Origin of the sequence: Filimonas lacunae (assembly GCF_002355595.1) — a bacterium.
In the GTDB taxonomy this organism is placed as follows: domain Bacteria; phylum Bacteroidota; class Bacteroidia; order Chitinophagales; family Chitinophagaceae; genus Filimonas; species Filimonas lacunae.
Genome location: NZ_AP017422.1, coordinates 5,684,992 through 5,699,728 on the forward strand (window position 1 = coordinate 5,684,992; position 14,737 = coordinate 5,699,728).

The 14,737-nt window shown below is 43.0% G+C and carries 10 protein-coding genes; 2 read left to right on the forward strand and 8 right to left on the reverse strand.

The genetic code is table 11. The features are described 5' to 3' along the window. Nucleotides 1–212: 212 nt before the first annotated feature. The 6 genes from FLA_RS22460 to rfaD form a co-directional block, all read right to left on the reverse strand. On the reverse strand, nucleotides 213–845 hold the full coding sequence (locus FLA_RS22460; RefSeq protein WP_076374558.1) for a response regulator: 633 nt from the start codon (nucleotides 843–845) through the stop codon (nucleotides 213–215). Nucleotides 846–963: 118 nt separating this feature from the next. Further along, nucleotides 964–2,805 (reverse strand): membrane protein insertase YidC, encoded by a 1,842-nt coding sequence (yidC, locus tag FLA_RS22465; RefSeq protein ID WP_076374560.1) that lies wholly within the window; start codon nucleotides 2,803–2,805, stop codon nucleotides 964–966. 106 nt (nucleotides 2,806–2,911) lie between these two features. Continuing rightward, entirely contained in the window at nucleotides 2,912–5,080 is a 2,169-nt protein-coding gene (locus FLA_RS22470; RefSeq protein WP_076374562.1) for a S9 family peptidase, read from the reverse strand. Nucleotides 5,081–5,198: 118 nt separating this feature from the next. Continuing rightward, the gene (locus FLA_RS22475) at nucleotides 5,199–6,848 is read right to left on the reverse strand and encodes a CTP synthase (RefSeq protein ID WP_076374564.1); all 1,650 of its coding nucleotides are present in this window, start codon (nucleotides 6,846–6,848) and stop codon (nucleotides 5,199–5,201) included. 148 nt (nucleotides 6,849–6,996) lie between these two features. Beyond that, nucleotides 6,997–7,797, reverse strand: coding sequence for a pyrroline-5-carboxylate reductase (gene proC / locus FLA_RS22480; protein ID WP_076374565.1), 801 nt, complete (start codon nucleotides 7,795–7,797; stop codon nucleotides 6,997–6,999). Between the two features lie 50 nt (nucleotides 7,798–7,847). Further along, entirely contained in the window at nucleotides 7,848–8,858 is a 1,011-nt protein-coding gene (rfaD, locus tag FLA_RS22485; protein ID WP_076374567.1) for an ADP-glyceromanno-heptose 6-epimerase, read from the reverse strand. 377 nt (nucleotides 8,859–9,235) lie between these two features. On the opposite strand from rfaD, the gene FLA_RS22490 reads away from it, so the two are divergent. Both FLA_RS22490 and FLA_RS22495 read left to right on the forward strand, forming a co-directional pair. Beyond that, nucleotides 9,236–11,428 carry a glutamine synthetase III family protein gene (locus tag FLA_RS22490; protein WP_076374569.1) on the forward strand — a complete coding sequence of 731 codons (2,193 nt, stop codon included), beginning with the start codon at nucleotides 9,236–9,238 and terminating at the stop codon, nucleotides 11,426–11,428. A gap of 181 nt (nucleotides 11,429–11,609) precedes the next feature. Beyond that, nucleotides 11,610–12,035, forward strand: a complete 426-nt coding sequence (locus FLA_RS22495; protein ID WP_076374571.1) for an EMC3/TMCO1 family protein — start codon at nucleotides 11,610–11,612, stop codon at nucleotides 12,033–12,035. Nucleotides 12,036–12,255: 220 nt separating this feature from the next. Here the strand turns inward: FLA_RS22495 and FLA_RS22500 are convergent, their stop codons facing one another. Both FLA_RS22500 and FLA_RS22505 read right to left on the reverse strand, forming a co-directional pair. Further along, nucleotides 12,256–13,380 carry a TIGR03364 family FAD-dependent oxidoreductase gene (locus FLA_RS22500; protein ID WP_076374573.1) on the reverse strand — a complete coding sequence of 375 codons (1,125 nt, stop codon included), beginning with the start codon at nucleotides 13,378–13,380 and terminating at the stop codon, nucleotides 12,256–12,258. Beyond that, nucleotides 13,373–14,677, reverse strand: coding sequence for a DUF5690 family protein (locus tag FLA_RS22505; RefSeq protein WP_076377224.1), 1,305 nt, complete (start codon nucleotides 14,675–14,677; stop codon nucleotides 13,373–13,375). Before FLA_RS22505 ends, FLA_RS22500 begins: the two co-directional genes overlap by 8 nt. Between the last annotated feature and the right edge of the window lie 60 nt (nucleotides 14,678–14,737).

Below are 14,737 nucleotides of genomic sequence, written 5' to 3' on the forward strand. Positions count from 1 at the left end.
TACCACTGGCGAACAAACGTTTTTCAAAATCACTGTGACAAATCTTTATTATCACAATACAAATGTAGAATGGTATTCAGGCGTGTGCAAGCCAACTTTTTCTACTTTTTATTATGCCTAAGTAGTGTACTATCCCGTTCAAATAGCTGAAAAACAATATATTACAAAGAACTAAACCATGATGTCCAACCCGAAAAAAGGCCTTTTATTTTTTAAATAAGGCTGTGTTCACGGGCAAAATTGATAACGCCGGCTATATTTTTCACGCTTAGCTTACGCAAAATGTTCTTGCGGTGGGTAGAAACCGTTAATTCACTGATAAACAACCGGTCGCTGATTTCCCGGCTGGTTAATTCCAACCCGATCATTTTAATAATTTCCACCTCCCGGCGGGTGAGCTGAAACTTTTTCATAAAATCATCCAGGAACAAGGCGTTCCCTACTTTCACAGGCTCGTCAATAGCAAGGAAATAAGTTTCACCCGCCAGAATTTCCCGGATAGCTTCCTGTAAAACGGCAATAGGGGAATTCTTCAGCAGATAACCTTCTGCTCCCATCCTGCGCACTTCCTGTTGCACAGTGATTTGACCATAATTGGTAAGGATAAGCACTTTTACATGCGGATAAATTTGCTTGATAGCTTCCAGCGCTTTTATGCCATCCATTTCAGGCATATTTAAATCCAACAGCACCAGGTCAACGTCAACATCCGACAGTCTATCCAGCAATTGCTTGCCATTGTTTACCGGGGGTAATAATTCCCATAAACCGGTACTATTTAAAGCCACAGTTAATCCATCGATCAAAATCTGATGATCATCTGCAATTATCAGGCGATTTGGCATATGTAGTCAGGGTTTTGCCTGTTTAATAATACTAAAAAACCAGGGTACATCAAAAAACTTATTCGTAACTGACTGGCCAAAGCAAAATAAAAGCCCCTCCTTACGAAGGGGCTTTTTGCTATTTTTTAGTTTTATTTTTCATGTCCTGCAGCTTTTTCTGCTGATCCATCATATCAGAGTACTTCTCCTGCCATTTGCTTTTCGCTTTTGGCTTTTTCCTGTTCTCATCCATTTTAGCCAGAATTTTATTGTGGTCTATAATGTAATGCTGGATAACAAACTGTAAGCCTAAGGTAATCAGGTTAGACACAGTATAATACCAGGTTAAGGCCGAAGGCAGTTTGTTAAATACAAAGAACAGTACGAATGGGAAAATGTAGGGCATGTACTTCATAGCAGGGTTATCCTGCGTAGGAGTCATGCTCATGTTATAGATAGAGATCAGGAAGCTGGTTAATACCGCAGTGATAGTAAATAAGCTCAGGTGATTACCTAATCCCCATACATTAAAGGAAAAATGAACAATAGAATCGTAAGCCGATAAATCGTTACTCCACAGGAACGACTGGCCACGCAGTGCAATGTTGGAGTTAAAGAAGCTATACAGCGCGAAGAAGATAGGAATTTGCAGTAAAGCCGGGATACAACCACCCAATGGGTTTACGCCTGCTTCTCTAAAAAGTTTCATCTGCTCCATTGCAAAAGCCTGCTGATCGCCACCCAGTTTCTTTTTCAGCTCATCCAGCTCCGGACGTAACACCTTCATTTTAGCACCGCTTAAATAGCTGGTGTAGGTTAAAGGAGAAGTTACCAGACGGATAAACAACGTCAGTAATAAAATTACCCAACCAAAATTGCTCATCAGGCTGGCGAAAAAGTTAAACACCGGCATGATGATAAACTTGTTGATAGGACGTACAAACGAGTACACATCACGACCCAGGTTTACTATTTTATCCATTTCAGGGGCTGCTTTCTTCAGCATCTGGTAATCGTTAGGACCAAAATATAACTGGAAAGGAGCGCTCAATTCAGCTGAAGCAGGGGCTTTATACTGGAAAGTAGACACCACATTGCTTAAAGTGCTGCTGGAATCGGTTTTACGACCCCATTTTACAGAGCCGGAATTAAAGCCGTTTTTAGCAATCAGGGTAGTGTTAAAAAACTGCTGCACAGCACCCAGCCATTTTACCTTTTTATCAAAAGTGCGCTCTGTTTTAGAAGAGATATAATCAAAACCATCTTCTTCATTAAAACATACGTTGCTTAATTGCCTTTCATAATCCAGAGAACCTTCATGACGTTGTGGCGACATGTACCATTGAATGTTCATGGTATTGCTGGTAAGCAGTTTGTCAGCACCTCTCATATTAACGTTCCAGTCGATCATATAATCGTTAGAACGGATAATAAAGCTGTGTATTACACTTTGGCCGCTTGCGTTGGCTAGTGTGAAATTAACGGTTTGGCTACCATCTGCATTTTTTACTACCGGCGCTGTAGAAAAATACAGCTTGGCAACGTCAGATACATGGTTTTGCGCAGTATTGATGGTATAAGTCAGCTCATCGCCGGTTGCACCACCTAACACCACGGGCTTTTTATCGTAAGAGGTATAATTTTTCAATTGTACCTGTTTCACCTGTCCACCTTTATTGGTAAAAGTAACTTTCATTACTTCGTTCTCTACAACTGTCAGTTGTTCTGTACCGTTGGCAGCTCCGGCAAAGTCTCCTGAAATATTCAGCTTGTTCAGCGAATCTACACGCAAGGAATCTGCTTTGGCTACAGCTGGGTCAACAGGAATGATTTTAGATTTTTCTACCAGTTCAATAGAATCTTTAATCCTTTGCTGTTCTGCCATAGCAACTTTCTGTTGCCTGTTTGTGAACCAGAAAAACACAAAAAACAGTGCACCTAATAACACAAATCCAATAATAGTATTCTTATCGGTCTTCATATATGACTATAAAAAATGAGCGGCAAAGGTAGGGATTGCAAAGAAGAACGCCGCCCAAATAGGCGGCGTTCTTCTAAAGGTATCATTTTTACCGGTTAAGCGGTAGTTATCGCCCGCCACCGGGGCAATTGCGTTTCAAAAACTCGGTGAATGTACTTTTCAGGTGCTGCGTGGTGCCCTCCCCTTCATAAATAGCATGGGTTCTGTTCGGGTAACTCATCAGCTGAAATACTTTATTGTACTTAATCAGCTCATTAATAAGCATTTCAGTATTCTGATAGTGCACATTATCATCACCGGTGCCGTGTATCAGCAACAGCTTCCCCTGCAGGTTTTTAGCATAGGTTACAGGTGAACCCTGCACAAAATCAGCCTTGTTTTCCTGTGGAATGCCCATATAACGCTCCTGGTAAATATTATCGTAAGTAAGCTGGTTGGCTACCGGCGCAATAGAAATACCTGTTTTGTAAATATTGGGATACTGGAACAATAAGTTTAAAGTAGTAGAACCGCCACCACTCCACCCCCATACAGCTATACGGGAAGTATCTACAAAGTTCCACTGCAAAATTTTCTGCGCGGCCTGTGCCTGGTCTCGGATGTTTACACGGCCAATGTTGCGGTAAATGGCTTTTCTCCACGCTGCACCTTTAGGGGCAGGCGTGCCACGGCCATCCAGGCTAATCTGGATATACCCGTCTGCTGCCATATCACCATTGTACAAGCGGGTTCCGGCGCTGCCATAACTGTCACGTACCGTTTGGGTAGCCGGCTCGGTATACACATAAAACAACACCGGATACTTTTTAGTAGAATCAAAATGCGCCGGTTTTATCATCCAGCCATCCATAGTAATACCTTCCTCGGTGGTTACCTGGAAAAACTCAACAGGATAAGTGTTAGCCCCTGGCCTGCGGTTAGCATGCTTTTCCGTTCCGGGCAAAGCTGTATGAGCAGGTAGGCTTACCCATTCGCTCATAGGCAAAGTATTGGCATTGGAAAAAGAATGCTGTGCATACGTTCCGTTAGGCGAAATAGCGTACTGATGTGTACCTTTTAAACCGGCAGGAGACAATAAAGCGGATTTGCCATTATTGATATTCACACGATACAAATATTGCTGGGTAGCATTGTCGGGAGAAGCCATATAATACACATTGCCGCTTTTTTCATCAATAGCATCAATGCTCAGTATATCATACTTACCAGTAGTAACCAGTTTCTCTTTTTTACCATCACGGCTCACCAGGTAAATATGCCTGTAACCATCTTTTTCCGATACCCACAAAAAGTCTTTCCCATCATGTAGCCATTCCCAGCCAGTAGGCTCTTCACTCCAGCGGGCTTTAATATCAATCCAGGCATTATCCGTTTCCTGGTAAATCCCCCTGGCATCGCCGGTAGCACTGTTACAAATAAATATTTTGCTTTCGTTTTGCTTGCGGTTTAACTGTTGCAATATCAACTCTGTTGAGTTATACGCCCACTCCATACGCGGAATATAATGCTGCCTGTTATCGCCAGGCACCTGCATCCATTGTGTAGCAGCAGTAGCTACATCCACCACACCCACCTTACAGGGAGAAGGCGCCTCGCCAACCTTAGGATATTCTACAGGCACGTTAAAAGAATAAATAGAATCGGTAGTATTCAGCATCAGGTAATTTCTTATCTGGCGGGCATCTATTTGCCAATAGGCTATATGCTTGCTATCAGGGCTCCATCGAAAGCCATCCCGACAATCAAACTCTTCTTCATATACCCAATCAAAGGTACCATTGATCATACGGTCGGTACCATCTGTAGTCAATGCTTTTATCGTTCCGGATTTCACCTCTTCTGTATACAGGTTATGCAAACTCACATATGCCACCTGTAAGCCATCCGGCGAAAACTTCGCAAACATCAATGAAGAAGACGCCTTATCCTTACCCAACTGGTGTAACTCACCGGAAGCAATATCCAGCACCCAGTAATCGCCACGGGTATTTCGGCGCCACACTTTTTTGCTATTGGTATAAATCAGCATTTTTTTACCATCTGCCGAAAAAGTAAAATCCTGCACATCCAGCGCTACAGATTTGCCGGCTGGTATCAGTTTTGAATTGTCAACAACTACCTGTTTAGTAAAAGAAGGTAGGGTGTATAACACTACATTTCCCGCTTCTACCTCGTAATAACTATTGCCGGCAGCAGTCCAATGCGGTTGCGCATACACGTTTGCTGTTATCAGCAAACAGCAACATACTGCCCATTTCAAAAAAAGCTTTATCATATGTACTCAATAATTAAAAACACCAATTTACAGGAACTGCATAAAAAAACACGAAACCCACCGGTTTTGGTGAATTTCGTGTTCTTATTGGATAATATTTGTTTGATTTAGCCAGCGTTTACAGGGCTTCGCCTTGTAAAACAGAGCTTTTTATTAAACTTTTCTTTTCGTTGTATTGCTTGGCTGCTGCCACAAAACTTACAAATAAAGGCGCAGGGTTTTCCACTGTACTTTTCAGTTCAGGATGGTATTGCACGCCAATAAAGAAGGGATGTGAAGGCACTTCCATAATTTCTACGAGGCCTGTTTCCGGGTTACGACCACTGGCTTTCATGCCAGCACCTTCGTATGCATCCAGGTACTTGTTGTTAAACTCGTAACGGTGGCGGTGGCGTTCACTGATGTTAACGTTACCGTAAATCTGATGTGCCAGTGTGTTTTCTTTAATATCACATGGATAAGCACCTAAACGCATGGTTCCACCCATCATGGTAATCTGCTTTTGCTCTTCCATCATGTTGATAACCGGATCGGAAGTATTAGCATCCATCTCTGTAGAATGCGCTTTACTTAATCCCAGTACGTTACGGCCATATTCAACTACAGCCATCTGCATACCTAAACAAATACCAAAGAAAGGCAGTTTGTTTTCACGCGCAAATTGAATAGCCACAATTTTACCATCAATACCACGCATACCAAAACCTGGCGCCACCAGCAAACCATCCAGCCCCTGCAGCTTTTCAGCTACATTTTCCTGGGTAATATATTCACTGTGCACATTTACAATCTGCACCTTGGTTTCGTTCATCGCTCCTGCATGTACAAAGCTTTCCAGGATGGATTTATAAGCATCCTGTAGCTCAATATATTTACCAATCAATCCAATCGTTACTTTGGATTTAGGATATTTCAGTTTATCTAAAAAGCCTTTCCACTTATCTAATACCGGCTCTTTGTAATTGGTGAGGTTGAATTTTTTTAAGCAGATCAGATCCAGCTTTTCACGCAACATTTCCAATGGCACCTCGTAAATAGTAGGCGCATCCATTGCTTCAATTACCGCTTCTGGTTTTACATTACAGAACAGGGCAATTTTACGTTTGATATCATTGCCCAGTGGTTCTTCTGTACGGCAAACAATAACATCGGGATGCACACCTGTTTCACTCAGCATTTTAACACTGTGCTGTGTAGGCTTGGTTTTTAATTCTTTAGCTGCTTTTAAATAAGGCACCAGTGTTAAGTGAATCACCGCCACATCTTCTTCCGGCAATTCCCACTGTAACTGACGCACCGCCTCAATAAAAGGCAGGCTTTCAATGTCACCTACAGTACCTCCTATTTCCGTAATAACAATATCATACTTACCATCTTTACCCAACAGCAGCATTCTGCGTTTGATTTCGTCGGTAATATGCGGGATCACCTGCACAGTTTTTCCCAGAAAAGCACCTTCACGCTCTCTGTTAATAACATGCTGATAAATACGGCCGGTAGTAACGTTGTTGCTTTGGGTAGTAAAAATGTTCAGGAAACGCTCGTAGTGTCCCAAATCCAGATCCGTTTCAGCCCCGTCTTCTGTAACGTAACACTCCCCGTGCTCGTAGGGGTTTAAAGTGCCGGGATCAACGTTAATATAGGGGTCAAGTTTTTGAATGGTTACACTGAAACCACGCGCCTGCAACAATTTGGCCAGTGAGGCCGCAATAATACCCTTACCCAGACTGCTGGTTACACCACCAGTCACAAAAATGTACTTTGCCATATATAATGGATGTTATATTTACTCTTTCTTATGCCTTAAAAGCAGATTGGATGACCCGTAATTAGTGAAGGTCATGCAAAGTTAACCTAATTTTCTGGTTTGCAAAAACAGGCTGGTTAAAAGTGATTAAAAACCGGAATGCCGGCTTTTACATATCATTCACAATCTTTTTGTAGCTGGTAACAACCCCTTTGATTAAAGAAGAACTGAATCCCTGGTGCTCCATTTCGTTTAAGCCGGCAATAGTACAACCTTTAGGTGTGGTAACTTTATCAATTTCCTGCTCTGGATGTGTGTGCCTGGTAAGCAATAATTCTGCGGCCCCTTTTACGGTTTGTGCAGCAATTAAAGAAGCAGTAGCTGCATCAAAACCAATTTCAATGCCGCCCTGAATGTTAGCCCGGATGTAACGCATAGCGTAAGCAGTGCCACAAGCGCCCAGCACCGTAGCAGCATCCATCAGCTTTTCTTCTATTATCACTGTTTTCCCTAACTGGTCAAACAGGTCTTTTACATATTGTTCCTGCACAGCAGATGCATTGTGCCGCGAAATGCAGGTGATACTTTCCCGGATAGCGATAGCCGTGTTAGGCATTGCACGAAACAGTGTAAACGCATCCCCTACCACTTCCTGCATATCTTTTACCCATACACCGGTAATAACACTGATTAATACATGACGCTTCGCATCCAGATGCGGGTGCAACTGTGTAAGAATTTCTTTTACCTGGAATGGCTTAACTGCCAGAATTACCCAATCGGCAAATTTTACCGCTTCTACGTTATCATTGCTGATTAAAACGCCTTTTTCTTCCAGCGGCTTTAACGTGGCCACATTCCTTTTGGTAACTATAATGTGCTGTGGTTGCACAAAACCACTGCTTATTAATCCTTCAGCAATTGCTGTACCCAGGTTTCCGCCGCCAATGATGGCTATTTTATTGCCCATAGTTTTGGTAATTCAATGTTTCAGTATTGTTTCAAAGCAATTTAAGTCTATTACCACATCTTTCCCACTTTCAGGTAGTTGCGCACATAGTCATCCACACCTGCTTCCAGTGAATAAAAAGGCTCGGAATAACCTGCGTCATGCAGTTTTTTCATGTTTGCCTCAGTAAAGTACTGGTACTTATCACGAATGTCTTCCGGCATATCAATAAACTCAATATTCGATTGTTTATCTAACCCTGCATAGGTGGCTTTTACCAGGTCAATGAACGAGCGGGCAGTTCCTGTGCCCAGGTTGTACAACCCGTTTCCTGCCTTATGGGTATGTTCCATCAACCAGTACATCACTTTTACCACATCCTTTACATACACAAAATCGCGCAGCTGTTCGCCGTCCTTTATGCCTTCGCGATGACTGCGAAACAGTTTTACCACGCCGTTTTGCTGTATCTGGTTAAAAGAGTGGAAGATAACACTGGCCATGCGGGCCTTGTGATATTCGTTGGGACCGTATACGTTAAAAAATTTCAGCCCTGCCCAAAAAGGCGGCTGTTCAGTTTGCTGTAAAGCCCATTTATCAAATTCGTTTTTACTTACGCCGTAAGGATTCAAGGGCTGCAGCTTCTCTACTATTTCGTGGGAATCGTCATATCCCAACTCACCGCCACCATAAGTAGCTGCAGAGGAAGCATATACCAGCGGTACATTGTTAGCAGTACAATATTTCCACATGTCCTGCGAGTATTGCACGTTCAGCTCTTCGTGAATAGCATAATTAAATTCAGTAGTATCGGTACGTGCACCCAGGTGAAAAACAAACTGCACCAGGGGACTTTTTTCTTCCAGCCAGCTGAAAAAAGACTGGCGCTCAACAGTGCGGATATAGCTTTTACCTTCCCAATTCGCTCTTTTCTTTTCCTCTCCAAAATCATCTACCAGAATAAGGTTATCATGCCCTTTGCTATTTAAAAACTGCACCAGGCAGCTGCTAATAAAACCAGCGGCACCCGTTACTACAATTACAGGCTGGCCTTCAACCACTTCAGTAGATTCATTAAACATATATAACGTTACTGTTGAAGCCGCAAACCTACGCCATATTACCTGAAAGGGCAAGAATGTGACCAGGCAGCTGCAAGCGAAAGGCAGAAAGCCGGAATACCAGTTGTGAACAGGAGGAAACCTGGCAAAGAAAGACTATAAAATAAACCCTTTTTCATGCGCAGACGTATGTGGAATAATACAAGCTGTCCAATTCTCATTAAAATAATTAATATATTTCAATAAAAACGGATTTTTTAGCTGAAACTAACGTTAATACGGATAAATAAATCAACATTTTTAAACAAAAGCGGCTTTTTTTTCTCATTTTTACTACGGGAAATTGTTATTTCTTTCAAATTGTCTTTGTTTTGTCAAACGAAAAAATTTAAACACTTATGTCATTACGATTTCAGGCGATCAATGACCTTACTAAGGACTCTAAGGAGGTTTCTGTAGCCAGTACTACCAAAATAACTACCATTTTTGGCGAAAATGTTTTTACCCTTAAAACAGCCCGCTCGTTTTTAAGTGATGAAGCTTATAAAAGCTTAGTTGCAAGCATTAAAGGAAGTAAAAAAATTGAACGTACTGTAGCCAACCAGATTGCTAATGGCATTAAGGCATGGGCAGAAAGTAAAGGTGTTACCCACTACACACACTGGTTTCAGCCTTTAACAGGAACTACTGCAGAGAAACATGATTCCTTCTTTACCCTGAAAGGTGATGGTACTGCTATTGAAGAATTCGACGGCGGCGCGTTAATTCAGCAAGAGCCTGACGCATCTTCTTTCCCTAGTGGTGGCTTACGTGCTACTTTCGAAGCACGCGGTTATACTGCATGGGATCCTTCTTCTCCTGCATTCATCATGGAGATCGGTTCTGGTAAAACATTATGTGTTCCTACCCTTTTCGTTTCTTATACCGGTGAACTGTTAGATTACAAAGGTCCATTGCTGAAAGCTTTGGAAGCTATCAACAAATCTGCTGTTGAAGTTTGTAACTATTTCGATAAAAACGTAACCAAAGTAACTCCTACCCTGGGTTGGGAACAAGAGTACTTTGTAATTGACGAAGCGTTAGCAAACGCACGTCCCGACCTGGTTCAGTGTGGCCGTACCGTATTCGGTGCTTCTCCTGCCAAAGGTCAGCAACTGGAAGATCACTACTTCGGTTCTATTCCTGAAAGAGTGTACGCTTTCATGCGCGATTTTGAAGAAGAATCTTACAAACTGGGTATTCCTTTAAGAACCCGTCACAACGAAGTAGCTCCTGCTCAGTTCGAGTGTGCGCCTATCTTCGAAGAAGTGAACATTGCTGTTGACCACAACGTATTGTTGATGGACATCATGAGCCGTGTTGCTAAACGTCATAAACTGCGTGTATTACTGCACGAGAAGCCATTTGCAGGCATCAACGGTAGCGGCAAACACAACAACTGGTCTTTGGCTACCGACACAGGTGTAAACCTGCTGGCTCCGGGCAAAACGCCTAAAACCAACCTGATGTTCTTAACATTCTTTGTTAACACCATCAAGGCTGTACATGATTATGCTGATTTATTAAGAGCTTGTATCGCTTCTGCCGGTAACGATCACCGCTTAGGCGCTAACGAAGCACCTCCTGCTATCATCTCTGTATTTGCCGGTCAATACCTGGCTAAAGTGCTGAGCGATATCGAATCAAGAGTAGGAGAGAAATTCGACGAGCAAGACGAAGCAATACTGAAACTGGATCTGCACCGCAGCATTCCAGAACTGTTACTGGACAATACCGACCGTAACAGAACTTCACCTTTTGCTTTCACTGGTAACAAATTCGAGTTCCGTGCCGTAGGTTCTTCTGCCAACTGCGCCAGCGCTATGACAGTGTTGAACACTATTATGGCTGAAACACTCAAAACATTCAAGAAAGATGTGGATGCTTTGATTGAAAAAGGCGACAAGAAAGAAATCGCTATCATGCACGTTATTCAGAAGTACATTGTAGAAAGCAAGGCTGTACTGTTTGAAGGTGATGGTTATAGCGACGAGTGGGCTAAAGAAGCTGAAAAGCGTGGCCTGCAAAACGTAAAAACTACTCCGCTGGCTCTGGACGCTATGGTTACAGAAAAAGCGAAACACCTGTACGAATCATGTGGTGTTTACTCTCATTCTGAGCTGGAAGCACGTCATGAAATTGAACTGGAAAACTACCTGAAGAAAGTTCAGATTGAAGCACGTATTATGGGTGACCTGGCTATTAACCACATCCTGCCTGCTGCTATCAATTATCAAACTACGCTGGCTACTAACGTTAACAGCCTGAAAGCAGCTGGTTTACCAGAAACCGCTTATAGCAGTCAACTGGCTATGCTGAAAGAAATTTCTGAGCGCATCGCTATTATCTACACTAAAGTAGATGAAATGGTAGAAGCACGTAAAAAAGTCAACAATCTGACTAATACACGTGAAAAAGCTATCGCTTACGAAGCAGAAGTAAAAGCGCCATACTTCGATGAAATCCGTTACCATGTAGACAAATTAGAGCACCTGGTAAGCGACGAAGAATGGACTTTACCAAAATATCGCGAAATGTTATTGTTGCGCTAATTACGCACATAACCGGTTTTAGATTAAAAAAGCCGTTCCACCATCGTGTGGAACGGCTTTTTTGTTACACCCATAAAGCATCTGCATTCACCGAAATTGGATATACGAAAGGAATAGTAGATTTAAGAAACCGGTATTTTTAATCAGCAGTAACCACTGCATTATTACAAAAACAAAGTTTATGAAAAAGATCATCGCAGGTCTGGTGCTGGCCATAGCATTAATGACCACTGTACAATCGCAGGCTCAGGATGGCGACAGGGCAGCACGCTTTAAACAAATGCAGAAACAGCGTTTGAAAGACAGCTTACAGCTCTCTGACGATAAAGCCGACAAGGTGGTAGCCATTCAGGAAGAGTTTATGCCTAAGCAAAGGGAAATTTTCATGGATCAGTCGCTGGACAAAGATGCCAAGCAAGCCAAACTGAAAGAACTGAACGAAGAGCAGAAGAAAAAGCTGAAAACAGTTTTAACAGACGACGAACTGGCTAAGTTTGAAGCTTACCAGGAACGTAACAGAGGTCGCAGAGGTCCGGGTGGTCCTGGCGGCGGCGGTCGTGGTGGCAATCGTGGTGGTCAGGATGGCCCCCCACCGGCGCAACAATAACGAATGCACGCATGAATGCTGTAGTATAATACAGCTTCAAAAAGGAGAATCCCCATAGAGCTTGCCAGCTTTATGGGGATTTTTTTAATGTGTTAACGGTCAGTGGGGATCATCCCCACTACTGTGGCGATGAGTTTAGCTACTGTAAGGATCATCCCCACAGTAGCATTTATCCTAAAAAATACCGCTATAAGATTATTAATGCACACATATTAGCATTTTACTTATGCCTTACCACTTCCTCGGCCAGGCCAAACGATAATGTCATACCGTTTCCTCCCATTCCATTTACAATAGTAATTCCCGGCTCTGCCTCATACACAAAATCCGTTTCTCCGTTTGTTCGCTTGGCATAGATACCGTGCCAGCTCTGTAGCAACTCCCAGTTTTTAAACTGCGCAAATTGGCGCAGGTATGCCAGGATAAGATCATTGATATGCTGTTTATCAAAAGGATCGTGTACGTCGCCGTATTCATGACTATCGCCTATGGTTAGCTCACTGGTCCCGTTCTGAGACACCATTACATGAATACCCCATTGCAGGTATTCCGGCATCGTTTGCTCGTAATGTTTCTTCAACAAGTTCAATGATGGTGCCGAAGCAAAACTTTTATAATGCACCATAGAAAGGCTGCCACATAAAGAGGGACCAATACGCCACTGATCCGGCTGAGCCGCCAGGCGCATCATCTGTAGTTTACATTTGGTAAAATGGTTAGCTGTAAATATTTCGGGATATAAAGTTTCAAAATCAGCGCCACTGGCAATAAAAATTTCATCGGCCTGCCAGGTTTTGCCACCTGCTACCACCATGTTTGCCTGTACTACTGTTACGGCTATACCAAAATAAAACTGCACACCATAACGCTCCTGTAAATACCCAGGCAGTTTTTCAATAGCCACTCTCGATTCTATAATTACTTCATCCCTGCTCCACAAACCAGCTTTAAGCCCATTACCATTGACTGCGGGAGATAATGCCGTAGTGGCAGCAGCAGAAAGCAATTCCACCGGACGCACGCCTTTACCGGCAGCAGCAAATTCCTCCATCACCTGCAATTCCAGTGCATCATAAGCAAGATGTAAGCTACCCGCTTCTTCCAGCCACAAACCAGCCCCCTCACATACTTCTTTCCAGATAGCCCTGCTGCGCAAAGCACGTTCATATAAATGGCCATCAGGCTGACCAACAGGCCATACCATACCAAAGTTTCTTACAGAAGCGCCCACCGCTTTGGCACTTCGCTCAAAGACTGTTACGACATAGCCCTTTTCACTTAAACTACGGGCCAGGGCAAGTCCTACAATGCCCGCCCCTACAACTATAGCCGATTTCTTATGCATATACCGCTTTCGCTTTAGAATCTACAGATGAATATTGCTTTTTAAAATAGAGATACATCAGAAAGGTGCCGCCTGCTCCTATTACACCAATGATAGAAACAGCGTACATAAAAAAGTGCGTCCATGACAATTCCACACCTAAAAACTCCCTGATAAACAACACCGTTACACTTCCCAGGTAACCGAACGAATCGGCTATGTAAATGAGGAAGCCCGCATTACCGGCAATACGGTAGCTCGCAATCATACGCTCGAAATACAGGCAGTTAAAAGGGATATAACTCAGATACAAACCTGTGCCCACTATAATCATCCACATCACAGGTCCTATTAAATGGGCACCAAACAACCAGGTAGCCAGTAAAGCCAACGCAAAGCCCACCATAATAATGAAATGGTTTACCATAAAGGCCTTGAAATTGTTCTTAATCAATATCATCAGACTCAGGCTCACCAGCACAATTACCGAAACCGGCAACTCTGTAGCAGTAAATACAGCAGGTTGCCCTCCATATCCCATTTCGGTAAATATTTCATTGGCAAAATTGTCCCGGAAATCCCGCAGGGCTGTAAGCAATACATAGGTAATAACAATCAATATCAATCCTGGTAAAAAGCGCCGGGTAAAGGCTGTGCGTTCTCCTGCTGTCATAGGTTGCCGCGGACTTCTCAGGCGCTTATCTTCTTCCGAAGGTGGTGGAAGATGATTTAACAGCCAGGTAAACAGCAACATGGGGATATAGAACAAAGCCCCGGTAACAAAAGGCATCCACCAATCAGATACATAATGGTTTACCAGCAGAAATTTACCTACCGACTTCACTACGCCCGACGATAAAATAAAGTTTACGCACAACACCGCTCCCATCACTTCCGTGGTGCGCCGCCCTTCCAGGTAGCCAAACACCAGGCCCCAAACCATCCCTAAGGGAAACCCATTCAAAAAAAGGAAAATGATGTTATAGGGGGCTGGCACCAGTGCAAACAGCAGTAAAAAAATCCACGCCGCCGTTATCAACAGCACAATAGAAACCGCCCTTTTATCTGCCTGCATGGCACTGATAAACCGGATGCCGTAAAACTTACTAAACATGTAACCGAGTACCTGTGCAGTTACCAGCCATACTTTATAGCTTGTATGCCAATACGTTAAGCCGTTGAACGATGCCGCTGTAAATGGTTTGCGAAAGGCATACATACAGCAGTACACTCCAAAAGAACATAGTGCTGCATATACCGACAGTACCCAAACCGGCGCCTTTTTCAGCTTGTTTTTCAATAAGCCTGAACAATACATATAATGCAATAAGTTATAATTCTGTAAGGAAATGTATGGGCTGAAAAAGCCCTTAGCCAT